Source organism: Streptomyces sp. NPDC041713 (assembly GCF_055591085.1).
In genome coordinates this window covers 406,674-429,918 of sequence record NZ_JBVIZY010000002.1, presented here as the reverse complement: position 1 = coordinate 429,918, position 23,245 = coordinate 406,674, and the positions used below count along the sequence as shown (strand labels likewise).

The window sequence follows — 23,245 nt, the reverse complement described above, 5'->3', positions numbered from 1 at the left end:
GCGCCCCTTAAAAGGTCACGCCAGACCCGGGCCCCGTACCGGAATGTGCGTGAACGTCGGCTCGGGGGCCGGGTTCTGGAAGAAGTCGTTGCCCTTGTCGTCGACGACGATGAAGGCCGGGAAGTCCTCGACCTCGATCTTCCAGACCGCCTCCATGCCGAGCTCCTCGTACTCGACGACCTCGACCTTCTTGATGCAGTCCTGGGCGAGCCGCGCGGCCGGGCCGCCGATCGAGCCGAGGTAGAAGCCGCCGTGCGCGTCGCACGCGTCGGTGACCTGCTTGCTCCGGTTGCCCTTGGCGAGCATCACCTTGGAGCCGCCCGCGGCCTGGAACTGCTCCACGTAGGAGTCCATGCGGCCGGCCGTCGTCGGGCCGAAGGAGCCGGACGCGTAGCCCTCGGGCGTCTTCGCCGGACCGGCGTAGTACACCGGGTGGTCCTTCAGGTACTGCGGCATCTCCTCGCCCGCGTCGAGCCGCTCCTTGATCTTGGCGTGCGCGATGTCGCGGGCCACGACCAGCGGACCGGTCAGCGAGAGGCGGGTCTTCACCGGGTGCTTGGTGAGCTCGGCGAGGATGTCGTCCATCGGCTGGTTGAGGTCGATCTTGACGACGTCGGCGGACTCGTCCAGGTGGGAGTCCTCGGTCTCCGGCAGGAAGCGCGCCGGGTCCGTCTCCAGCTGCTCCAGGAAGACGCCCTCGGCGGTGATCTTCGCGGTGGCCTGGCGGTCGGCCGAGCAGGAGACGGCGATGGCGACGGGCAGCGAGGCGCCGTGCCGGGGCAGGCGCACCACGCGCACGTCGTGGCAGAAGTACTTGCCGCCGAACTGCGCGCCGATGCCGATCTTCTGGGTCAGCTCGAAGACCTTCTCCTCCAGCTCCTTGTCCCGGAAGCCGTGGCCGGTCGGCGAGCCCTCGGCGGGCAGCTCGTCCAGGTAGTGCGCGGAGGCGTACTTGGCGGTCTTCAGGGCGAACTCGGCGGACGTGCCGCCCACGACGATCGCCAGGTGGTACGGCGGGCACGCGGCCGTGCCCAGCGAACGGATCTTCTCCTCCAGGAACTTCATCATGGAGGCCTCGTTCAGGACGGCCTTCGTCTCCTGGTAGAGGAACGACTTGTTGGCCGAGCCGCCGCCCTTGGCCATGAAGAGGAACTTGTAGGCGCCGCCGTCGGTCGCGTACAGCTCGATCTGGGCGGGGAGGTTGGAGCCGGTGTTCTTCTCCTCCCACATGGTCAGCGGGGCCATCTGCGAGTAGCGCAGGTTCAGCTTCGTGTACGCGTCGTAGATGCCCTTGGAGAGCGCCTTCTCGTCCTCACCTTCGGTGAGGACGTTCTGGCCGCGCTTGCCCATGACGATCGCGGTGCCGGTGTCCTGGCACATGGGCAGCACGCCGGCCGCGGCGATGTTGGCGTTCTTCAGCAGGTCGAGCGCCACGAACTTGTCGTTGCCGGAGGCCTCGGGGTCGTCGACGATGCGGCGCAGCTGGGCCAGGTGGGCCGGGCGCAGATAGTGCTGGATGTCGTGGATCGCCTCGGCGGCCAGCGTGCGCAGCGCCTCCGGGTCGACCTTGAGGAACGTCCGCCCGTCGGCCTCGAAGGTGGCGACACCCTCGGCGGTCACCAGCCGGTACGGGGTGGTGTCCTCTCCCAGGGGGAGCAGATCGGAGTACTCAAACTCTGGCATTACGGCCATTCCTCACTCGGCAGACAGCGGCGCGGCCTCCATTGGCGACGCGCCATCCAGCGTAGAACGAGGCCGTCGGCCCGATCCTGTGAGGTAAGGCTCAGTGAAGGCGGTCACGGCGCCTCGGTGGTGCGGCTCGGCCGCCGATCGTCGCGACACAGGGGGTAGTCGCGATCTATCGCGTCTGGGTACGCTGCTTCCGTGGACCTCGAAAAGCACTCCCCGGACCTCGAAAAGCACCCCCCGGCGCTCCGTGCCTCCGACACCGACCGGGACCGCACGGCGGACATCCTGCGCGAGGCGCTGGCCGAGGGCCGGCTGACCGCGGAGGAGCACGCGGAGCGGATCGACGGGGTGTACCGCGCCAAGACGATGGCCGACCTGGAGCCGCTGGTCCACGACCTGCCCGCGGCGCACGGCTCGGCGCACACCGCGCGGGCCGTCGCTCCCGAGCCGGCGCCCGCCCGGCCCTCGCCGGGTGTCGTCCCGCCGTTCGCCGACGAGAACCTCGTCGCGGTGCTCAGCAGCTCGGCGCGGCGGGGCCGCTGGCGGGTGGGCCGCCGCACCCATGCGTACGCGGTTTTCGGCAGCGTCGAGATCGACCTGAGCGAGGCGATCTTCGAGCAGCGCCAGGTGGTCATCAAGGCCATCTCGGTCTTCGGCTCGATCGACATCCGCGTCCCCGAGAACGTGTCGCTGCGCGGCAGCGGCGGAGGTGTCCTCGGCAGCTTCGAGGTGGACACGCTCGACTCGCCCGACCAGGACGCCCCCGTCGTGTACGTGGACGGCTTCGCGATCCTGGGCAGCATCGAGGCGCGGCCCAAGCGGGGCAAGCTCGTCCACGACCTGCACCGGCAGCTGCGCAAGCATCTGGGGCGCTGACGACGGCATCGACGGCGCGCTGACGACGACACCGGCGCGCCCGGCGAGGGTGCCGATGACGACGCGCGTGGCCGCCATGAGGAGGCCACACGTCCGTACATCGGAACTCAGTGCATAGGCACGCACACAGCGGGTAGAGCTTGCTGCATCGTCTCTCGCTCGCGAAGCCGTCGTCAGGAGTAGACCAGTGCTGCAACCGTCGCATCAGTCTCTGCAGGTCGCCGCAGTTCCGGGCGTCGGGGCGTCCCCTGCACGAGCGCAGTCGAGCGCTTGGGGAGGGGCGCCGGCGCGAGATCGGGACGACGACGCCCCCTGGCACACCGAAGCGGTGTGCCGTCGTGACGAGGCCGGCCTGTTCTTCGCCCCCTCCAAGGAGCCCACGGCGGCACGGCTCTCCCGCGAGGAGGCCGCCAAGCGCGTCTGCGCCCGCTGCCCCGTGATGGTCGAGTGCCGCGAGCACGCCCTCCTGCAGCCCGAGCCGTACGGCGTGTGGGGCGGCCTCACCGCCGCCGAGCGCCGGGTGGTCCTGGCCCGCCGTCGCCGCCGCGACCTGGAGCTGAAGAAGGCGACGCACGCCGCGGGCATAGCGGCCGCGGGGTAGGACCTGGCCGGCGCGCACACGCCGAAGGGGGCGTCCCCCGCACGGGACGCCCCCTTCAGCATGCGTACGGGCCTACTTGGCGCGGTCGAAGTCGACCGCGCTGTAGGCGCGCAGCTTCGACAGCCGGTGGTCGGAGTCGATCTTGCGGATCGTGCCCGACTTGGAGCGCATGACCAGGGACGAGGTCGAGGCGTTCGCCGCCCGGTAGCGCACGCCCTGGAGCAGCTCGCCGTCGGTGATGCCGGTGGCGACGAAGAAGACGTTGTCGCCCTTGACCAGGTCGTCCGTGGAGAGGATGCGGTCCAGGTCGTGGCCCGCGTCGATGGCGCGCTGGCGCTCCGCGTCGTCCTTCGGCCACAGCTTGCCCTGGATGGTGCCGCCCAGGCACTTGATCGCGCAGGCCGAGATGATGCCCTCGGGGGTGCCGCCGATGCCCATGAGCAGGTCGACGCCGGTGCCCTCGCGGACGGCCATGACCGAGCCCGCGACGTCGCCGTCGGAGATGAACTTGATCCGGGCGCCGGTCTCGCGGATCTCCTTGACGATGCCCTCGTGGCGGGGGCGGTCCAGGATCATGACCGTGACGTCCTCGGGCGAGGAGTTCTTGGCTTTGGCGACGCGGCGGATGTTGACGGACGCGGGCGCGTTGATGTCGACGTAGTCGGCGGCTTCGGGTCCGGTGACCAGCTTGTCCATGTAGAAGACGGCCGAGGGGTCGAACATGGCGCCGCGGTCGGCGGCGGCCAGGACGGCGATGGCGTTGGGCTGGCCCTTGGCGGTGAGGGTGGTGCCGTCGATGGGGTCGACGGCGATGTCGACCTCGGCGCCGGTGCCGTCGCCGATGCGCTCTCCGTTGAAGAGCATCGGGGCCTCGTCCTTTTCTCCTTCGCCGATGACGACGACGCCGTTCATGGAGACGGTGGAGACGAGGGTGCGCATGGCGCGCACGGCGGCGCCGTCCGCGCCGTTCTTGTCGCCGCGGCCGACCCAGCGGCCCGCGGCCATCGCGGCGGCCTCGGTGACCCGGACGAGCTCCAGGGCGAGGTTGCGGTCGGGGGCCTCGGGGGAGACCTCGAGCTCGGACGGGAGATGATGCTCGGTCATCGGAGCGCACCTTTCTGCTGATGCGTTAAAAAACGGCGCGCCCGTAGGGCGTCCTGGGAAGGGCGGCGGTCGGAGACGGGAGGGCGAACCGGATGAGGGTCGCTGATGACTCTATCCGCAGGCCGACAAAATGAGCAGAGGACCCCACGCATGAGCGGACCGGACGGCTCCGCGGGCCGCGATCCGGATGCCGGGGGCGGGGACGGGTCCGGCGCCTGAGACCATGGGGGCGTGGCAGGAAGACAAGGCACTCAGACCGTCAAGAACATGCTGTGGTCGTTGGTGGTGATCGCCCTCGCAGCGGGCGTGATCTACATCTTCGTCCCGCATGACGAGTCCAAGAACCCCACCAAGCGGGTCGACTACCGCGTGGAGCTCCTGACGGCCCAGCGGGCCGCGAAGTACCCGGTGGCGGCCCCCGAGGGCCTGTCCGAGAAGTGGACGCCGACGTCGGTGCGGTTCAAGGGCGAGGAGAACGACTCCTGGCACCTGGGCTTCCTCGACCCGCACGACGAGTACGTGGCGATCGAGCAGTCCACCGCCAAGCCGGCGGCGTACATCAAGAGGGTCACGCACGACGCCAAGAAGACCGACGCCGTCGAGGACATCAAGGGCCGCACCTGGCAGCGGTACGAGGGCGCGAAGTACGACGCCCTGGTGATGAGCGAGAAGGGTGCGACGACGGTGGTCACCGGCACGGCCTCCCCGAAGCAGCTGGTGAAGATGGCCGAGTCGCTGAAGATGTCCTGAACGAGTCGGCCACGGACGCCGCAGACGCCGCAGACGCAAGAAGCAGACGCACGAAGGGCCCCCGGCGGTGTGCCGGGGGCCCTTCGCGTGCCGTGTCAGACCGTGGTGATGACGTCGTCGTAGGCCAGGCGCGGGGAGCGCGGGAACCAGGCGTCCTCGCCCGGCTTGCCGATGTTGACGACCATCAGCGGGGTGTGGTCGTCGTCCAGGAACTCCTTCTGGACGCCCGCGAAGTCGAAGCCCGTCATCGGGCCCGCGGCCAGACCGGCGGCGCGGACGCCGACGATGAAGTAGGCGGCCTGCAGCGTGGCGTTCACCAGCGCGGCCTGCTCGCGGACCGGGCGCTCCGAGAAGAAGGCGTCCTTGGCCTGCGGGAAGTGCGGGAACAGCGCCGGGAGCTCCTCGTGGAACTCGTTGTCCGCGGAGAGGATCGCGACGAGCGGCGCGGCCGACGTCTTGGGGCGGTTGCCCTCGGCCATGTGCTGGACGAGGCGCTCGCGGGCCTCGGGGGAGCGGACCAGCGTGACGCGCAGCGGCGACTGGTTGAAGGCGGTCGGGCCGTACTTGACCAGGTCGTAGATCGCCTGGACCTGCTCCTCGGTGACCGGCTCGTCGGTGAAGGTGTTCGCGGTGCGGGCCTCGCGGAAGAGCAGGTCCTGTGCGGCGGGGTCAAGTACGAGAGACATGGATCAACCTTCTTGAACGTACGGGGGTGTCGACCGAACCCGTCACCGGGCTCGTGACCACGACAGTACGTCGCTACTGTTCAACTTTCAATCAAAACTGGACCTGCGTGATCCGGTTCACAAACCGCAGGCAAGAACGATTCCGTGGCGGCGGGGCCCGTCCGGGGCGTTCGGGCCTCAGGCGTCCGGGTCGTCGTCGGCCGTGTCCGGGCCCGCGAGGGCCGCGTCGAGTCGGGCCCGCGCGCCGTCCAGCCAGCGGCGGCAGATCTTCGCGAGCTCCTCGCCGCGCTCCCAGAGCGCGAGCGACTCCTCCAGGGTCGTCCCGCCGGTCTCCAGGCGGCGTACGACCTCGATGAGCTCGTCGCGCGCCTGCTCGTAGCCGAGCGCGTCCGTGGAGACCGTGGCCTCGTCCGTCTTGCTGGTCATGCGCCCACCCTAATTCTCGGCGTTGTCAGAGTTTTGTACGGTTCCCGGACCTGCGGTTGCCGGTTGTACGGCCCCCGACACCGATGGGGCCGACCCCACCGCCCGTACGGTGAAGTCGCCCTCGGCGACGCGGGCCCGCAGCTCCTCGTCGGCGGCCACCTCCGCCGGCGCCCGCACCACCGTGCCGTCCGGCTTCTGCAGCACCGCGTACCCCCGCTGGAGGGTCGCGGCGGGGGAGAGGGCCACCACGCGCGCGTGGGTGTGCGTCAGCTCCGACCCCGCCCGGTCGAGCAGGTGCCCGAGGGTGCGGCGGCTGCGGTCGACGAGCGCGGCGACCTGCTCCTCGCGCTCCTCGACCATGCGGTGCGGATGCTCCATGGCGGGGCGGCCCAGGGCGTGCGCCAGGCCGCGGGTCTCCCGCTCCAGGAAGGCGTCGATGCTGCGCCGGGCGCGGTCGCGGAGCCACTGCACGCGCTCGTACTCCTCGCCGACGTCCGGCACGACCTTCTTGGCGGCGTCGGTGGGGGTGGAGGCGCGCAGGTCCGCCACGTGGTCGAGCAGGGGGTTGTCCGGCTCGTGCCCGATCGCGGAGACGACGGGCGTACGGCAGGAGGCGACGGCCCGCACGAGCTGCTCGTCCGAGAACGGCAACAGGTCCTCCACGCTGCCGCCGCCGCGCGCCACGATGATCACGTCGACCTCGCCGTGCGCGTCCAGGTCCTTCACGGCCTGGACGACCTGCGGCACGGCGTGCACGCCCTGGACGGGGACGTTGCGCACCTCGAAGCGGACGGCCGGCCAGCGGTGCCGGGCGTTCTCCAGGACGTCGCGCTCGGCGGCGGAGGCGCGGCCGGTGACGAGCCCGATGAGCTGCGGCAGGAACGGCAGGGTCTTCTTGCGCTCGGGCGAGAAGAGGCCCTCGGCGGCGAGGCTCTTCTTCAGCTGCTCGATCCGCGCGAGCAGCTCGCCGACGCCGACCGGCTTTATCTCGGCGGCCCGCAACGACAGCTGACCGCGCCGCTCGTACCACTCGGGCTTGGCCCGTACGACGACACGGGCGCCCTCGGAGACGACGTCCGCCACGGCGTCGAACACCTGGCGATAACAGGTGACGCTCACGGAGATGTCGTGCGAGGGGTCGCGGAGCGTCATGAAGACGACGCCGGCGCCGGGTCTGCGGGACAGCTGGGTGATCTGCCCCTCGACCCAGATGGCGCCGAGCCGATCGATCCATCCACCGATGAGCCGCGACACCTCCCCCACGGGGAGGGGGGCGTCCGCGGAGGTGTTGAGAGCCATGCGGTGAGGGTAGTCGGGGTCGGTGACATCGCCCTGGTGCGGTGGCCGGTGCGAGTCCCTTGCAGGGGGCTTGGGCGTTGATCGTCCTCCGCGCCCCGGAGGTGGCTGGCGCCCCTGGGGGTAGGGGGTGGATGTTCGTCGTCTTCCGCGCCTCGGAGGTGGCTGGTCGCGCAGTTCCCCGCGCCCCTGGGGGTAGGGGGCGGATCTTCGTCGTCTTCCGTGCCCCGACGGTGGCTGATCGCGCAGTTCCCCGCGCCCCTGAGGCAACCGGTCGCGCACGCCACCCGCCCCGCCAGGGCCACACGAACAACGAGCCCAGCCCACCCAGGGGCGCGGGGAACTGCGCAAATCAACCCACCGGGCCGCGGATAAGGACGAGCGCCCGGCCCAGTCAGGGGCGCGGGGAACTGCGCAAAACAACCCACCGGGCCGCGGACAACGACGAACGCCCGGCCCGCTCAGGGGCGCGGGGAACTGCGCAAATCACCCCACCGGGCCGCAGACATCAGCGAACGCCCAGCCCGCCCAGGGGCGCGGGGAACTGCGCAATCAACCCACCGGGCCGCCGACAACGACGAACGCCCAAGCCCCCTGCAAGGGACCGGCACCCCAGGCAAGACCCCCCCCTCACCGCCGCCCCCCACTCCCACCCCCCACCCCCTGAACCCCCAAAACCACCAACCCCGCCCCCAACCAGACCGCCCCCACCACCTGCGCCGTGCCCGAGGCCTCCCAGATGACCGCCACCACGATCGCCGCGCCGAGCGCGGGGATCAGCACGTGGCGCCACCAGCTGAACCCGTCCTCCCGGTGCCGCACGGCGAACCACCCCACCACGCTCGCGTGCAACAACAGGAAGGCCGTGAGCGCACCGATGTCGACCACCGACACGAGGTGGTCCATCCCGTCGTCCCGCCGCGCCGCCCACACCGCCGCCACCATCGTCACGACCGCCGCACACAGCAACGCCACCCGAGGCGTACCGGAGTCCGTCCGGGACAGAGCCTTCGGCAGCCGCCGCTCCCGTGCCATGGCGAAGAGCAGTCGCCCCGCCGCAGCCTGCCCCGCCAGCGCAGCGAACGCCGCCCCGATCGCCTTGCTCGCGGCCACCAGGTCGTGCAGCCACGTCCCCGCCGCCGAGTCCACCGCGTCGTAGAACGCCGTCCCCTGCTTGCCCGGATCCGCCGCGAGCTCCGCCGACGACATCGGCTCCAGGAGTGCCACCAGATACGTCTGGGCGACGAACAGCAGGCCCGCGAGCGCCAGACAGAACAGCACCGCCCGCGCGACCTTCGCCGACCCGCCCGTCACCTCCTCCGCGAACGCCGCGATCGCGTCGAAGCCCAGATAGGACAGGACGGCGATCGACACCGCGCCCACCACCGCCGACAGCGCGAACGCGCCCTGCGAGCCGTCCCCCGTCAACGGCGACAGCCAGTCGCGCTGCGCCCCGTCCCGTACCAGTACGACCACCGCCGCCACGACGAAGACCAGCAGGACCACGACCTCCATGGCGAGCACCGCGAAGCCGACCCGCGCCGCCGCCCGCACGCCCCACAGGTTCAGCGCGGTCGTGATGAGCACCGCGAGCGCCGTCCACACCCACCGCGACACCGAGGGCACCAGCGAGTTCATGGCGATCCCGGAGAAGAGGTACGCCACCGCCGGGATGAGGAGGTAGTCCAGCATCGCCATCCACCCGGCGATGAAGCCGGGCCCCTTGCCGAGCCCCGCGCGCGCGTAGGCGAAGACGGACCCCGCCTGCGGGACGACCCGGACCATCTGGGCGTAGCTGAATGCGGTGAACGCCATCGCGACCGTGGCGGCCAGATAGACCAGGGCGACGGCACCGTGCGACTTCGCGTCGAGCGTCCCGAAGACGCCGACCGGCGCCATGGGGGCGATGAAGAGCAGCCCGTAGACGACGAGGTCGCGGAAGCCGAGGCTGCGCCGCAGCCCCTCACCCCCGGCACCCCTGGTGTCCCCGGCGGGTTCGGCACCCGGGGTGTGGGCTCCCGTACTGGCGGACTGACCGGACATCGTGCCTCCGTAGATCAACGCAGGCCTCCAGTCTCCCCAACCGCGCGATCTTTGACGCGCTGGACGGGGCCCGACGCGCGCCGGACACGGCCGTACGATGGTGGGCATGACTGCTACGCCTGGCTCCCGCCGTGTCCTGCTCGCCGCTCCCCGTGGCTACTGCGCGGGCGTGGACCGTGCCGTGATCGCCGTCGAGAAGGCCCTGGAGCAGTACGGGGCCCCGATCTACGTCCGCCACGAGATCGTGCACAACAAATACGTCGTGCGGACCCTGGAGAAGAAGGGTGCGATCTTCGTCGACCAGACGGCGGAGGTCCCCGAGGGGTCCATCGTCATGTTCTCGGCGCACGGCGTCGCCCCGACCGTTCACGCGGAGGCCGCCGAGCGCAGGCTCGCGACCATCGACGCGACGTGCCCGCTGGTCACGAAGGTGCACAAGGAAGCGGTCAGGTTCGCCAAGGAGGACTACGACATCCTCCTGATCGGCCACGAGGGCCACGAGGAGGTCATCGGCACGTCCGGCGAGGCGCCCGACCACATCACGCTGGTGGACGGCCCCGAGGACGTGGCGAACGTCGAGGTGCGCGACCCGGACAAGGTCGTCTGGCTCTCCCAGACCACGCTCTCCGTGGACGAGACGATGGAGACGGTCGACGCCCTGAAGGGCAAGTACCCGAACCTCCTCTCGCCGCCCAGCGACGACATCTGCTACGCCACGCAGAACCGCCAGACCGCGGTGAAGAAGCTGGCCGAGGACGCCGAGCTGGTCATCGTCGTCGGCTCCAAGAACTCCTCGAACTCCATCCGCATGGTGGAGGTCGCCCTGGACGCGGGCGCCGCCGCCTCGCACCTGGTGGACGGCGCCGACGAGATCGACGAGGCCTGGCTGGAGGGCGTCACCACGGTCGGCCTGACCTCGGGCGCCTCCGTGCCGGACGTCCTGGTGGACGGCGTCATCGAGTGGCTGGCCGAGCGGGGCTACGGCGACGTGGAGACGGTGAAGACGGCGGAGGAGTCCATCACCTTCTCGCTGCCCAAGGAGCTCCGCAGGGACCTGCGCGCCGAGGCGGCGGAGCTCTCGCAGCGCTGAGCGCGCGCGGGTCGTACGGTGGGGTCCATGCAGATCTTCGGTGTGGACATCGGCGGATCAGGGATCAAGGGCGCTCCCGTGGACCTGGACCGTGGAGAGCTGGCGCAAGAGCGGCACAAGGTGCTGACCCCGCATCCGGCGACGCCGGACGCGGTGGTCGACGGCGTGTGCGAGGTGGTGAAGCACTTCGACTGGAAGGGCGCCGTCGGCGCGACCTTCCCCGGAGTGATCACCGACGGCACCGCGCGGACCGCGGCCAACGTGGACAAGAGCTGGATCGGCACGGACATCCGCAGACTGGTCTCCGAGCGCCTCGGCGGCGTCCCGGTGACGGTCCTGAACGACGCGGACGCGGCGGGCGTCGCCGAGATGCACTTCGGCGCGGGCCGCGACCGCAAGGGCACGGTCATCCTGCTCACCCTCGGCACGGGCATCGGCAGCGCGCTCTTCACCGGCGGCCGCCTGGTCCCCAACTCGGAACTCGGCCACCTCGAACTGCGCGGCCACGACGCGGAGAAGAAGGCGTCCTCCAAGGCCCGTGAGGACGAGGACCTGAGCTGGGAGCACTGGGCGCGCCGCGTCCAGAAGTACCTGGCGCACGTGGAGATGCTGTTCTCGCCGGAGCTGTTCATCATCGGCGGCGGCGTGAGCCGCAAGGCGCACAAGTTCCTGCCGCTGATCGAGGGCATCGAGGCGGAGATCGTACCGGCGCAGCTGCAGAACAACGCGGGGATCGTGGGGGCGGCGATGGCGGCGGCGGAGGCGTAGAGGTACGTAGCTGTACGTAGAGGTACGCGGAAAGGCGGAGGGGGGCGGCCGAGCTGGTGGGCCGCCCCCCCTCTCACGTCACGAGCCGGACATCACGAGACGGGCAGGCGCTTCCCGGGGGCGGGGCGCTGCGGGGGGCGGGCCTCGCGCCGCCGGGTCATGAGCTTGATCCGTCGGACGGTCACGATGAGGCCGGCGAGGAGCGTCCCGCCGTAGAGCCAGCCGGCGTAGAAGGCGAGCGTCGTGACGAGCCCCATGAACTGACCGCCGAAGCCGCCCGTGCCCCCGGCGATGGGCAGCACCCCGGCCGCGAAGGCGATCGGTACGCCGACGGGCGCGGTGACGAGGTCGGCCGGGCGCACCCAGAGCGCGGTGAGCGCGGCCACGGGCACGAAGAGCACGCCGTACGCGACGACGGAACCGTCCGCGATCAGGCGCAGCAGACAGGCGAACAGGAACATCACCGCGGCGCAGAAGAGTCCGCTGCCGAGCCCGGTGAGGCGGGGGTTCGGGATGCGCCGCAGCGTGCGGTAGAGCGGGCGCACCCTCCGGTAGAGCGGGGAGCGGCGCACGGCCCGTACCAGCGGCGGTGCGGGGCGGCGCGGACGCGGCGCGGCACGGTACGCCGCGCCCGCGGCGGCGGGCCGGCCCTGTGGGGGCAGCCGGGCGGGCCGGCGCGGCCGCGCCGGTGAGGGGGCCCTGGGGGCGGACTGAGGGGGACGCGTCCTGGGTTGCTCCACTGGACCAACCTAGGACGGTGACCGCGCCGAAGCGGTCGCGGGACACGCCTTTGATACGACCTTGGCCATCCGTTCGAAGGCACTCGCCCCGGTCCCTTCCGCCCCGTCGCCGGTCCCTCACCCCGAGCCCTTCCGCCCCGTCGCCGGTCCCTCACCCCGAGCCCGACGGGGCAGGCAGGGGCGTCGGTGGCACGCCGTAGACTGGGGGATCGCCCCACGGTCGCTCCGGCCCTCCGGGCCGTCCACCCACTGCCCTCACGTACGGGAAGTCGCAACGTGTCGCTCACGATCGGAATCGTCGGTCTGCCCAATGTCGGCAAGTCGACCCTGTTCAACGCCCTGACCAAGAACGACGTGCTGGCGGCCAACTACCCGTTCGCCACGATCGAGCCGAACGTCGGCGTGGTCGGTGTCCCGGACCCCCGCCTCACGAAACTGGCGGAAATCTTCAGCTCCCAGAAGGTCCTGCCGGCGACGGTCGACTTCGTCGACATCGCGGGCATCGTGCGCGGCGCGAGCGAGGGCGAGGGCCTGGGCAACAAGTTCCTCGCGAACATCCGCGAGTCGGACGCGATCTGCCAGGTCATCCGCGCCTTCAAGGACGAGAACGTCGTGCACGTCGACGGCAAGGTCTCGCCCAAGGACGACATCGAGACGATCAACACCGAGCTGATCCTCGCGGACCTCCAGACCATCGAGAAGGTCCTGCCGCGCCTCCAGAAGGAGTCGCGCATCAAGAAGGACATCGCGCCGAAGGTGAAGGCGGTGGAGGCGGCCAAGGAGATCCTGGAGAAGGGCGACACGCTCTTCTCGGCGGGCATCGTCCAGGGCTCGGGCAACGAGGAACTCCTGCACGACCTGCACCTCCTCACGACCAAGCCCTTCCTCTACGTCTTCAACGTGGACGAGGACGAGCTGACGGACGACGACTTCAAGGCGGAGCAGCGCGCGCTGGTCGCCCCCGCGGAGGCGATCTTCCTCAACGCGAAGCTGGAGTCGGACCTCGCGGAGCTGGACGAGGACGAGGCCCTGGAGCTCCTCCAGTCGGTGGGCCAGGAGGAGCCGGGCCTGGCCACCCTGGCCCACGTGGGCTTCCGCACGCTGGGCCTGCAGACCTACCTGACGGCGGGCCCGAAGGAATCCCGAGCCTGGACGATCAAGCAGGGAGCGACGGCCCCCGAGGCGGCCGGCGTCATCCACACGGACTTCCAGAAGGGCTTCATCAAGGCGGAGGTCATCTCCTTCGAGGACCTGGTGGAAACGGGCTCGGTGACGGACGCCCGCGCGGCGGGCAAGGCGCGCATGGAGGGCAAGGAGTATGTGATGCAGGACGGGGATGTGGTGGAGTTTCGGTTCAATGTGTAGCGGCTGACATAACACCACGTCGCTGATCTGGCAAACGTGCAGCTCAGATGGGGTCCGACTCTTCGGAGTCGGGCCCTTTGTTTTTTCCCGTGCTGGGATAGCTGATCCCTCGTCACCTGTCGTCATCCCTGGTCATCCGTACGGTGCTGGGATTGTGCTGGGACTTGGATGCCCTGCCGGTGCTGGGCCCCACTCCGGAGAGTGGCTGAACCGTGGGACGGTGGCTGCTGGCTCTGGCAAAGTGATCGGCACTGCTAGACGATTCTCGTGAGGAACTTGTGAGCGCGCTCGGTAGCTTCATCTGGTCTATCGCTGACCAACTTCGGGGCCCCTATCGCCCCAACCAGTACGGGACCGTGATCCTTCCGTTCACGATTCTGAGGCGGCTCGACTGCATCCTCGAGCCTGATCGCGCGATGGTGCGAGAGCTGGCTGCGCGGTACGAGAACCCGAACCGGCTCAAGGTCGAGGTCAAGAAGGCCACGGGGCGGACGTTTTACAACACCTCCAACTACGAGTTCGCGAACCTGCTGGCCGATGCGGACGGGCTGGCGGACAACCTCGCTGACTACATCGACCGGTTCTCCGCCGACGTGGACGTGTTCGAGTACTTCGACTTCAAGAAGGAGATCCTGGCTCTGGAGAAGGCCGGGCTCCTGCGCGAGATCGTCAAGTCCTTCGGTGCCGTCGACCTGCATCCCGACGTGGTGTCCAACGCAGACATGGGGGATGCGTTCGAGTACATCATCCGCAAGTTCAACGAGGCCGCGAACGAGACTTCCGGAGACCACTACACGCCGCGTGATGCCATCCGGCTGCTGGTCGATTTGCTCTTCGCGGAGAAGGACGTCGACCTTACAGAGGGCGGCATCATCCGGTCGCTGTACGACCCCACCGCCGGCACCGGCGGAATGCTCTCCCTTGCAGAGGAGCATCTTCTCGCCCAGAACCCCGAGGCCAAGCTGAGCCTGTATGGCCAGGAGTACAACCCCCAGTCGTACGCCATCTGTAAGTCAGACCTACTCGCCAAGGGCCACGACGCGACCAACATCGCCTTCGGTAACACGCTTACTGACGACGCTTTCAAGGGCCGCCAGTTCGACTTCTGCATGTCCAACCCTCCCTACGGGGTGGACTGGAAGCAGTACGCCAAGGCTGTCAAGGAGGAACGAGACTCTGCTGGCCCCTACGGTCGTTTCGCGCCGGGCCTCCCGGCGATCTCGGACGGGCAGATGCTCTTCCTGCTCCATCTGGCCCACAAGATGCGTGCACCCGAGGATGGCGGCGGTCGCGTCGGCATCGTCATGAACGGCTCTCCGCTCTTCAACGGCGGCGCCGAATCCGGTCCTTCCAACATCCGCCGGTGGCTGCTGGAGAACGACCTCGTCGAGGCGATCGTTGGGTTGCCGACCAACATGTTCTTCAACACCGGCATCGCCACCTACATCTGGATCCTAGACAACACCAAGCATCCTGACCGCCACGGCAAGGTCCAACTCATTGACGGTGCATCGTTCTGGACCAAGATGCGTAAGAGCCTCGGATCAAAGAACCGTGAGATCAGCGACGATGACCGCGCCAAGATCGTGCAGTTGTACGCCGACTCCTGGGAGGCCGATCCTGACCTTTCCAAGATGCTGCGCAACGACGAGTTCGGCTACTGGACCGTTACCGTCGAACGCCCGCAGCTGGATGATGACGGTAGGCCCGTCGTCGACCGTAAGGGCAACCCGAAGCCTGATGCGAAGAAGCGCGACACCGAAAACGTTCCCTTCTCCTATGGCGACTCGACGGCTGGTGCAGCGGGGGAGCGTGAGGTCATCCAGGCGTACTTCGACGCCGAAGTGAAGCCACATGTACCCGATGCCTGGATCGACTGGGGCAAGATCAAGATCGGATACGAGATCCCCTTCACCCGCCATTTCTTCAAGCACGCTTCACCCCGCTCGCTTGCCGAGATCGACGCTGATCTGGAGAAGCAGATCAGCAAGATCATGGAATTGCTGCGTGAGGTTGAGAAATGAGTCGGGCGAACTGGCGAAACATTGCACTCAAGCGAATCGTCAGCTCTGTTCAGAGTGGGACCAGCGTGAACGGTGCACCCTGGCCAGCCCAGGGTGGTGAGCTAGGTGTGCTTAAGACAAGCGCAGTTTACGGCGGAGTCTTCAGGCCGGCAGAGAACAAGCAGGTTGAAAGCTACGACGTGGATCGGGTCTCGTGTCCAGTGCGGGCTGGCTCGCTAATTGTGAGCAGGATGAACACAAAGCAGCACTTGGGCGTTGCTGCCGCGGTGCTACAGAACTGCCCGGACCTCTATCTGCCAGACAGATTGTGGGCGGTGACCTTTCGTGGGGCTGATCCGCGGTTCATCGATTGGTGGACGAAGACGCCAGCCTACCGAACCCAGGTGGAGGCTGTATGCGTCGGAACGAGTTCATCAATGCAGAACATCAGCCAGGGTGACTTCCTGGAGCTTCGGATCGATCTTCCGGATCCAGAAACACAGGGCGCCATCGCTGACTACCTCGACCGTGAGACGTATTACATCGACATGCTCATCGAGGAGCAGAAGCGACTGATCGAGATGCTCCGTGAGCGCCGCGTGGCGACGGTTGCTGAGGCGCTGGACGGTTACGAGCAGATCCAGGTGCGCCGACTGGTCGATCATGATCGGCCAATGACCTATGGCATTCTGCAGTGCGGTGAGCCGGTCGACGGTGGGGTCGTCTACATCGGACCGTCGGACATCCAAGGCGAAGGCGTATCCCCGGATAGGGATACTTTGCGAACTACTGCACCTGAGATCGCAAGCGCGTATAAGCGGTCGGTCCTCAAAGAGGGCGACGTCGTCGTTTCGATTGGCCCTGCGTACGGGAAGGTGGCAGTCGTGTCACAGGACTTGGCTGGTGCGAATCTGACGCAAGATACGGTTCGAGTTGCGCTGCGGCCGGACTTGGTCGCCACGAGGTTTATGGTGTGGGTGCTGCTGTCACGGCAGACGGCTGAGTATTGGGACTACCAGATCACGGGTGCGACGTTCCGCCGACTGAACCTCGGCACCTTGGCTCGGACTCCTATCCCTTTCCCGGAGATCCATGAGCAGCGGCGGATCGCTGCGTATTTGGATGAGCAAACCACAAAGGTTGACACGCTCATCGCCGAGGCCGAGCGGTTCATCGAGCTGTCCGAAGAGCGTCGGTCGGCGTTGATCACGGCTGCGGTGACGGGGGAGATCGACGTGCGAGAGGCGGCGTGATGGCCGACCATAACGAGGCGGTCTTCGAGAAGGAGATCTGCGAGTACCTCAAGGCCCGCGGCTGGCTGTACTCGGCGAACGACCACGACGGCGGCGAGTACGACCGTGAGCGGGCGTTGTTCCCGTCGGATCTGTTCGAGTGGCTGAAGGACACGCAGAAGCTGGCGTACGAGAAGGCGCTGAAGGCAGCGGGGTCACAGGCGAAGTTCCTCGACGTGCTGACCGCGGCGCTGGACAAGCCGCTGGAGCACGGTGGCGGGACGCTGAATATTCTGCGCAACGGCGTGCAGTACATCGGCGGCGGCCGGTTGAAGACGGCGCAGTTCCGCCCCGAGACCTCGCTCAATGCGACCACCGTGTCGCAATACGAGGCGATGCGGGTGCGGGTGGTGCGGCAGGTGCACTTCTCGACCGCCGACCAGCGCACCATCGACCTGGTGTTCTTCGTCAACGGGATCCCGGTGGCCACGGTGGAGCTGAAGACCGACTTCACCCAGTCGCTGGACGAGGCGATCAACCAGTACAAGCAACACCGCAACCCGCTCACGAACGGGCGCCCGGAGCCGCTGCTTTCGTTCGGTCACCGTGCGCTGGTGCACTTCGCGGTCTCCAACGACCTAGCGGCCATGACCACGAAGCTGGAAGGGGACAAGACCCACTTCCTTCCGTTCAACATCGGCTTCGATAGCGGTGCCGGCAACCCTCCCGGAGCGGACGACGGGTCGGCGACGGCCTACCTATGGAAACGCGTCTGGGAGAAGCACGCTTGGCTGAACGTCATCGGGCGCCTGATGATCGTGCAGACCAGGGAGGAGTGGGACGTCACCACCGGCACCTCAGTGCGGCGTACGAGCATGCTCTTCCCGCGCTTCCACCAGTGGGAGGCCGTCACGAGCATCGTCGACGCGGTGAAGGAGGAGGGCGTCGGGCAGCGGTACTTGATCGAGCACTCGGCCGGGTCGGGAAAGACGAACACCATTGCATGGACCGCCCACGGGCTGGCCCGACTGCATGATGCCGACGATAAGAAGGTCTTCGACTCCGTCATCGTGGTCGTGGACCGTACTGTGCTCGACTCCCAACTGCAGGATGCGATCCGGCAGATCGACGGCAACAAGAAGATTGTCGCGACGATCAGCCCCGAGGACGTCCGCAAGGCCGGCGCGAAGTCGAAGTCGGGTCTACTGGCGCAGGCGTTGAAAAACGGCGAGCTCATCATCGCGGTGACGGTGCAGACCTTCCCGCATGCGCTGGAAGAGATCCGGACCGACGCCGGCCTCAAGGGCAAGCGGTTCGCCGTGATCGCCGATGAGGCGCACTCCTCCCAGTCAGGGCAGATCTCCTCGAAGCTGAAGCAGGTACTGACGGCCGAAGAGCTCAAGGAGATCGAGGAGGGCGGAGATGTCGATGTGGAGTCGGTACTGGCCTCGGAGATGACCGAGCGGGCCGAATCGGAGAACATCTCCTACTTCGCCTTCACTGCGACGCCGAAGAACAAGACCCTCGAACTGTTCGGCCGCAAGGGCCCCGATGGCAAGCCGCGTGAGTTCCACCTGTACTCGATGAAGCAGGCGATCGAGGAGGGATACATCCTCGACGTCCTCAAGGGCTACCAGTCCTACGACACCGCGTTGCAGATCGCCGGCAAGGCCGAGGCCGGTGACGGAGGCGAGGTCGAGGAGGCCGCCGCCCGCAAGGGGCTGATGAGGTGGGTTCAGCTCCACCCGACGAACGTCAGCCAGAAGGTGCAGATCGTCGTCGAGCACTTCCACGCCAACGTCGCCTACCTCCTCGAAGGCAAGGCGAAGGCCATGGTGGTGACCGACTCCCGCAAGTCCGCGGTGAAGTACAAGCTGGCGATAGACGCTTACATCGACAAGCGTCGAGCGGAGGACGCCTCGTACAACTACCGCACCCTGGTCGCCTTTTCGGGCGGGGTGACGATGAACGAAGACGAGACCTGGCACAGCGACTGGGGCCCGCAGCCGTCGAAGGACGACGAGTTCTCCGAAGCCAACATGAACCCGGGCGCCGGAGCTGATCTGGCGGCCGCGTTCAAGGGCGACACATACAAGATCATGCTGGTCGCCAACAAATTCCAGACCGGCTTCGACCAGCCCTTACTGACGGCGATGTACGTCGACAAGAAACTCTCGGGCGTCACCGCCGTACAGACACTCTCGCGCCTCAACCGCACCCACCGCACCGCTGGTGGGGAACAGAAGCGCAAGACGTTCGTCATCGACTTCGCCAACAAGCCCGAGGACATCAAGACGGCCTTCGAGCCGTACTTCAAGAACGCGACCCTGGAGACCGAAACCGACCCGTACGTCGTCGTCCACCTGGCCAACAAGCTCGCCCAGGCCGGGATCTACACCGAGGACAACGTCCGCAAGGTCGCCGAACTGTGGGTGACACGGAAGGGCAACAACGCTCTCTCGGCGGCGATCAGCCCAGCGCAGCACGACTTCCGGCGCCGCTACGCAAGGGCGATCGAGGAGGAAGACAAGGTCAAGCTCCAGGAACTCGACCTGTTCCGCAAGGACGTCTCCACCTACGTGCGGCTCTACGACTTCATGTCCCAGATCGTCGACTACGGCGATCCGTACATGGAGATGCTCTCGATCTTCCTGCGCCTGCTGGAGAAGGTGATCGCCGAGTCCGCTTGGGCAGCCGACGTGGACCTCTCCGACGTGGTGCTGGTTGGTGTCAAGCACAACAAGGCGATCGCGGTCGACATCTCACTGGTCGGAGACGGGCAGCTCAAGGGCATCAGCGCCGCTGGCACAGGTGAGAAGAAGGACCCGAAGTACGTCGCCCTCCAGGTCGTCATAGACAAGATGAATGACCTCTTCGGCGCCGAAACGTTCGCCGCCTCCCAGATCAGGGAGTTCGTACAGGGCCTCGTGCAGCGGCTGCTCGCCGACCCGAACCTGGTCCAGCAGACCAAGGTGAACTCCAAGAAGCAGTTCCTGGAGTCGCAGGACTTCCAAGCCGCCGTCACGGAGGCGGTCGCAGAAAACCAGGACGCCCACAACACGATGGCCGACTACTTCTTCGCCGACGGGCCGGCCATCAACGCGATCATCGTCGCCCTCGCGGATGCCTTCTACGAAGCAGCGGTTGATCAGCAGGTGGATACCTGAGTGGACGCCGAGGTCAGACGTCCTTGATCTGTACGCGGTCGCCGCACAGTTTCGACCAGTCGTCGCGGTCCGAGGTCAGCACGAGGACGGGTGGCGGGGAACGGAGCGCCATTGCGGCGACGAGGGCGTCGATGGCGTACTTGTGACCGTGCAGGCCGCCGACGTCGCTGAGCAGCTGTACCGCGGTGAGGCTGTCGGCGTGGGTGACGTCCTGGACCTGAAGGCGAGAGAGCACCCAATGGAGCCGAGCGGTGTCCGTCTTCCCGTAGACGGCCTCCACCACCGTCAGGGCCGACACGAGGACGGGCACGCCCACGCGCCGAGCGGCCTCGATCCGGGTGATCATCTGGCGGTCGTTACGCAACAACAGCGACAGCGCCTGGGAGTCGAGCACCAGGGACCTGGCCGCGGGCTCCTTCATGCGGCGCTGTCGTTCGACGCGTAGGGCGCCGGTGCATCACCGAACAGTTCGCTCTGTGCGGCCTGGACTTCGGCGTCGCTCAGCGGCTCGTGCTCGGCTTCGTAGGCGGCCACGATCTCGGCGAGGCCGTCCATTGCGAGCTGATGCCGAACCGCTGCCGTCACATACGCGGACACGCCGCGCTTGCCAGTACGTGTGCGCAGAGCACCGAGGAGTTCCGAGGGCATCGAGACGGAGATATTCTCCGTGCCGCCGGGGCGGGGTGACTTCATGGCTACAAGTCTAGTACAGAAACTATTACAGTGCCTGAAGTGCCGGTCGGCCTGTATCCAGGGTGGGCGGTGATGCGTAGTCTCGGCGCTTCCGGATCTTTTTGTGCGTTGCAGTGAATCCCGTGCTGGGATGGTGCTGGGATGCGCTCACATAACCGCAGGTCAGGGCGGTTGTGGTCGAGTTACGGTTCAACGTGCAGTCGCTGACCTGTCACCACGCCGCCGGTCTCGCTAAGGTTCAGGTCCGACGAGGTCCGACTCCTCGGGGGCGATGGGGCCCTTGGCTTCACGAGGCGTCGCGATCTTCCGACTGCCGTCCGTGATCCACAGACTGTTGAACGTGTGCTGATCAGTCTGACAAGTGAGGCAGCGTCAGAGTCAGCCGCTACGCACCTCCTCGGCCATTGCCCAGGTGAGTGCCTGGGTGCCCGGGCTAGGCTTGACCAGCGCGGACATCAGGGTTGAACGAGTGTCACCGGGGAGCGGGATGAGCGGGGCGGGTCAGAAGCCTGTTAAGACGACGCCGTTGGAGTTGCATCAGATGCGGGCGGCGCTGACCCAGGCCTACAGAGGGCTGATCGACGAAAGCGATCTGCAGCGAAACTCCGAGGCCGAGCGTGAAAAGGCCTTTCTGTCCCGGGCCGTGGCAGCCACAGCGATCCGGCGGGTCACAGGTTGGGAGCACAAGGCCTGCGCTGAAGCCGTGATCGACGGCAGTGACGACAATGGGATCGACGCTGTTGCCGTAGTGGACGGTGCCCAGGTGTGGCTAGTCCAAGCCAAATGGAGCGACAAGGGAACGGCTGGATTCCACACGGATGCTGCTCGCGGCTTCGTGGATGGACTGCGGTTGTTGGAGCAGCGGCAGTTCGACGCCTTCAACGCCAAGCTCCAGCCATTCGCCCCTCTTCTCGCTTCGGCCATGGGGGACACCAACCTCAAGATCAACCTGATCATCGCGGTCGTCGGGAACGACCCGCTCAGCTCGCACACCGTGCACATTCTCGACCGCGCCGTCGACGATCATCACGGCCACGGGCCGATGCTGAGCTATCAGCTCATGGGGACCGGGGAACTGCTGCGGCAGCTGCGTGAGGACCGCACTCCGGATCTCGTGAACGTCAAGGTGAAGATGCCGAAGTGGATCCACCGTGACATCCCCTTCCCCGCGTACCAGGGCAGTGTGGCGGCCAGGGAGATCGCCCGGTGGTACGAGGAGCATGGTGCCCGTCTCTTCTCGCAGAACATCCGCCAGGCGCTTGGGCTTACCCGTATCAACTCCGGCATCGAGAAGACTCTGACGGACGAGCCGGAGAACTTCTGGTACTTCAACAATGGCATCACGATCCTGTGCGACAAGATTGAGCCGTACTACCCGGACAGGCGCCACCCTGCCTATCCGGTAGAACTTCAGCTCACCCATGTCAGCGTGGTCAACGGAGCTCAGACCGTCACCTCCATCCACAAGGCGATGCAGGTGACGCCGGGCACTGTCGAGGACGCCGATGTGATGGTTCGCGTGATTTCCCTGGGCGACGAGCGTGTCGACTACGCCTTGAGGATCACCGAGACCACGAACACCCAGAACGACGTCTCTCGGAGAGACTTCATCGCTCTGGACGAATCCCAGGCCCTGATTCGGGAGGACTTCGACCTCACTCTGGACAAGACGTACGTGTACAAACGAGGCGAAGCCGATCCGGCACCGAATTCCGGCTGCTCGGTGGTACATGCAGCCATAGCCCTCGCTTGCGCCCGGCGTACGCCTGAGCTTGCCGTGCGGGCCAAGAGGGACACCGATCTGCTCTGGGAACGGGGAGATGGAGGAGCGTATTCGCGGCTGTTCGGTGAGGTTCCGAGTGCCTTCCGGGTCTGGCGATGCGTCCAGATCCAACGAGAGGTCGGCAAGGCGCTCGATGTCGTACGCAAGCGCCTCCAGGGACGCGCCCAGGACATGGCTCAGCGCGGAGACCTGCTGATCACCCATCTGGTCTTCCAACTGCTCGACCTGGCAGACATTGATGAGCCGGGCTACCCGCTGGATTCGGTGCTGGAATCCGTCCCGAAGCTGACTGAATCCGTGTTGTCGTGGCTGATCTACCGAGTGGACGAGACCTACGGCACCACCTCGTTCCTTGGGAGCACCTTCACCAACGAGACGCGCTGCCGGGAGCTGTCCCGGGTTGTACCGGAAGACGTGCGGGGTGGGACCGCGGTGCCGCAACTGCCGGACAACTACCAGCCGCCCGCTCAACAGAAACGCCGTCGTCGCCGCCCCAACGTCGTTCCGACTCTGGTCACCGCCGGGATCATCGCGGATGGGACGCCGCTGACTTACGTTCCGTACAACGCTCCGGAAACAAGAGCAACGCGTAAGTGGCTCGAGGCGGACGAACGCCGAGCGCAGGTCCGCTGGCAGAACGATCGGATCAAGCCGCTCATCTGGTCCTACGACGGTGTGGCGTACTCGGCCAGCGGACTCGTGACTCGTATCTGGGAACTCGCAGGCTGGGAGGAGGCTCCCGTCGCGGTGCAGGGACCTGCGCGTTGGGTACTCGACGGCAAGCGCAATCTATGGCAGGTAGCCAAGGAATGGCTGGATGCCCAGGAGGAAGAGGGCTGACGCCGTCCACGTCCCGTTCGGTTGTGAGGGGTGTAGGAGCCCTCGGCGGCCCTTGTTATTGGGGGGCAGGGCCGGGCCCGCTTCGTGCTCGCT

At 67.2% G+C, this 23,245-nt stretch carries 19 protein-coding genes; 10 read left to right on the top strand and 9 right to left on the bottom strand.

Annotated features, from left to right (window positions below):
• Positions 1–15: 15 nt before the first annotated feature.
• A complete protein-coding gene (locus tag ACZ6CV_RS06765; protein ID WP_469249890.1) occupies positions 16–1,683 on the bottom strand; it encodes a fumarate hydratase in 1,668 nt (555 codons plus the stop codon).
• 201 nt (positions 1,684–1,884) lie between these two features.
• Between ACZ6CV_RS06765 and ACZ6CV_RS06760 the strand changes: the two genes are divergently transcribed.
• Both ACZ6CV_RS06760 and ACZ6CV_RS06755 read left to right on the top strand, forming a co-directional pair.
• A complete protein-coding gene (locus tag ACZ6CV_RS06760) occupies positions 1,885–2,565 on the top strand; it encodes a DUF1707 SHOCT-like domain-containing protein (protein WP_469249889.1) in 681 nt (226 codons plus the stop codon).
• Positions 2,566–2,752: 187 nt separating this feature from the next.
• Positions 2,753–3,166 (top strand): WhiB family transcriptional regulator, encoded by a 414-nt coding sequence (locus ACZ6CV_RS06755; protein ID WP_469249888.1) that lies wholly within the window; start codon positions 2,753–2,755, stop codon positions 3,164–3,166.
• 72 nt (positions 3,167–3,238) lie between these two features.
• Here the strand turns inward: ACZ6CV_RS06755 and glpX are convergent, their stop codons facing one another.
• The gene (gene glpX / locus ACZ6CV_RS06750; RefSeq protein ID WP_362364182.1) at positions 3,239–4,270 is read right to left on the bottom strand and encodes a class II fructose-bisphosphatase; all 1,032 of its coding nucleotides are present in this window, start codon (positions 4,268–4,270) and stop codon (positions 3,239–3,241) included.
• Between the two features lie 231 nt (positions 4,271–4,501).
• On the opposite strand from glpX, the gene ACZ6CV_RS06745 reads away from it, so the two are divergent.
• Entirely contained in the window at positions 4,502–5,020 is a 519-nt protein-coding gene (locus ACZ6CV_RS06745) for a DUF4245 domain-containing protein (RefSeq protein ID WP_469249887.1), read from the top strand.
• A 95-nt stretch (positions 5,021–5,115) separates the two neighbouring features.
• Here ACZ6CV_RS06745 and ACZ6CV_RS06740 read toward each other — a convergent pair whose 3' ends face one another.
• The 4 genes from ACZ6CV_RS06740 to ACZ6CV_RS06725 all read right to left on the bottom strand — a co-directional run bounded on the left by ACZ6CV_RS06740 (position 5,116) and on the right by ACZ6CV_RS06725 (position 9,471).
• Positions 5,116–5,706 carry a malonic semialdehyde reductase gene (locus tag ACZ6CV_RS06740; protein ID WP_355803286.1) on the bottom strand — a complete coding sequence of 197 codons (591 nt, stop codon included), beginning with the start codon at positions 5,704–5,706 and terminating at the stop codon, positions 5,116–5,118.
• Between the two features lie 177 nt (positions 5,707–5,883).
• On the bottom strand, positions 5,884–6,132 hold the full coding sequence (locus ACZ6CV_RS06735) for an exodeoxyribonuclease VII small subunit (protein ID WP_362364188.1): 249 nt from the start codon (positions 6,130–6,132) through the stop codon (positions 5,884–5,886).
• 9 nt (positions 6,133–6,141) lie between these two features.
• Entirely contained in the window at positions 6,142–7,431 is a 1,290-nt protein-coding gene (xseA, locus tag ACZ6CV_RS06730; protein WP_469249886.1) for an exodeoxyribonuclease VII large subunit, read from the bottom strand.
• 627 nt (positions 7,432–8,058) lie between these two features.
• Positions 8,059–9,471: an APC family permease gene (locus ACZ6CV_RS06725; RefSeq protein ID WP_469249885.1), complete on the bottom strand. Its 1,413-nt coding sequence runs from the start codon at positions 9,469–9,471 to the stop codon at positions 8,059–8,061.
• A gap of 106 nt (positions 9,472–9,577) precedes the next feature.
• On the opposite strand from ACZ6CV_RS06725, the gene ACZ6CV_RS06720 reads away from it, so the two are divergent.
• Together ACZ6CV_RS06720 and ppgK are read left to right on the top strand one after the other, a co-directional pair.
• Positions 9,578–10,561 (top strand): 4-hydroxy-3-methylbut-2-enyl diphosphate reductase, encoded by a 984-nt coding sequence (locus ACZ6CV_RS06720; RefSeq protein ID WP_469249884.1) that lies wholly within the window; start codon positions 9,578–9,580, stop codon positions 10,559–10,561.
• A 27-nt stretch (positions 10,562–10,588) separates the two neighbouring features.
• Positions 10,589–11,329, top strand: a complete 741-nt coding sequence (gene ppgK, locus ACZ6CV_RS06715; protein ID WP_469249883.1) for a polyphosphate--glucose phosphotransferase — start codon at positions 10,589–10,591, stop codon at positions 11,327–11,329.
• A 92-nt stretch (positions 11,330–11,421) separates the two neighbouring features.
• Here ppgK and ACZ6CV_RS06710 read toward each other — a convergent pair whose 3' ends face one another.
• Positions 11,422–12,069, bottom strand: coding sequence for a DUF6542 domain-containing protein (locus ACZ6CV_RS06710; protein WP_469249882.1), 648 nt, complete (start codon positions 12,067–12,069; stop codon positions 11,422–11,424).
• Between the two features lie 276 nt (positions 12,070–12,345).
• Here ACZ6CV_RS06710 and ychF point away from each other — a divergent pair, with 276 nt between their 5' ends.
• The 4 genes from ychF to ACZ6CV_RS06690 all read left to right on the top strand — a co-directional run bounded on the left by ychF (position 12,346) and on the right by ACZ6CV_RS06690 (position 19,836).
• Complete coding sequence (ychF, locus tag ACZ6CV_RS06705; protein WP_362364200.1) at positions 12,346–13,434, top strand: redox-regulated ATPase YchF; 1,089 nt, start codon at positions 12,346–12,348, stop codon at positions 13,432–13,434.
• Positions 13,435–13,712: 278 nt separating this feature from the next.
• Positions 13,713–15,458, top strand: coding sequence for a type I restriction-modification system subunit M (locus ACZ6CV_RS06700; protein ID WP_358777714.1), 1,746 nt, complete (start codon positions 13,713–13,715; stop codon positions 15,456–15,458).
• 230 nt (positions 15,459–15,688) lie between these two features.
• Positions 15,689–16,690, top strand: a complete 1,002-nt coding sequence (locus tag ACZ6CV_RS06695; protein WP_469249881.1) for a restriction endonuclease subunit S — start codon at positions 15,689–15,691, stop codon at positions 16,688–16,690.
• A complete protein-coding gene (locus ACZ6CV_RS06690; RefSeq protein WP_469249880.1) occupies positions 16,690–19,836 on the top strand; it encodes a type I restriction endonuclease subunit R in 3,147 nt (1,048 codons plus the stop codon). The genes ACZ6CV_RS06695 and ACZ6CV_RS06690 overlap by 1 nt, the downstream gene beginning before the upstream one ends.
• Before the next feature lie 13 nt (positions 19,837–19,849).
• On the opposite strand, the gene ACZ6CV_RS06685 is transcribed toward ACZ6CV_RS06690, so the two are convergent.
• Both ACZ6CV_RS06685 and ACZ6CV_RS06680 read right to left on the bottom strand, forming a co-directional pair.
• Positions 19,850–20,257 carry a DNA-binding protein gene (locus ACZ6CV_RS06685; protein WP_469249879.1) on the bottom strand — a complete coding sequence of 136 codons (408 nt, stop codon included), beginning with the start codon at positions 20,255–20,257 and terminating at the stop codon, positions 19,850–19,852.
• Positions 20,254–20,529 carry a hypothetical protein gene (locus tag ACZ6CV_RS06680; protein WP_073802374.1) on the bottom strand — a complete coding sequence of 92 codons (276 nt, stop codon included), beginning with the start codon at positions 20,527–20,529 and terminating at the stop codon, positions 20,254–20,256. Before ACZ6CV_RS06680 ends, ACZ6CV_RS06685 begins: the two co-directional genes overlap by 4 nt.
• Positions 20,530–21,055: 526 nt before the next feature.
• Between ACZ6CV_RS06680 and ACZ6CV_RS06675 the strand changes: the two genes are divergently transcribed.
• Positions 21,056–23,152: an AIPR family protein gene (locus tag ACZ6CV_RS06675; RefSeq protein WP_469249878.1), complete on the top strand. Its 2,097-nt coding sequence runs from the start codon at positions 21,056–21,058 to the stop codon at positions 23,150–23,152.
• The last annotated feature ends 93 nt before the right edge of the window (positions 23,153–23,245 follow it).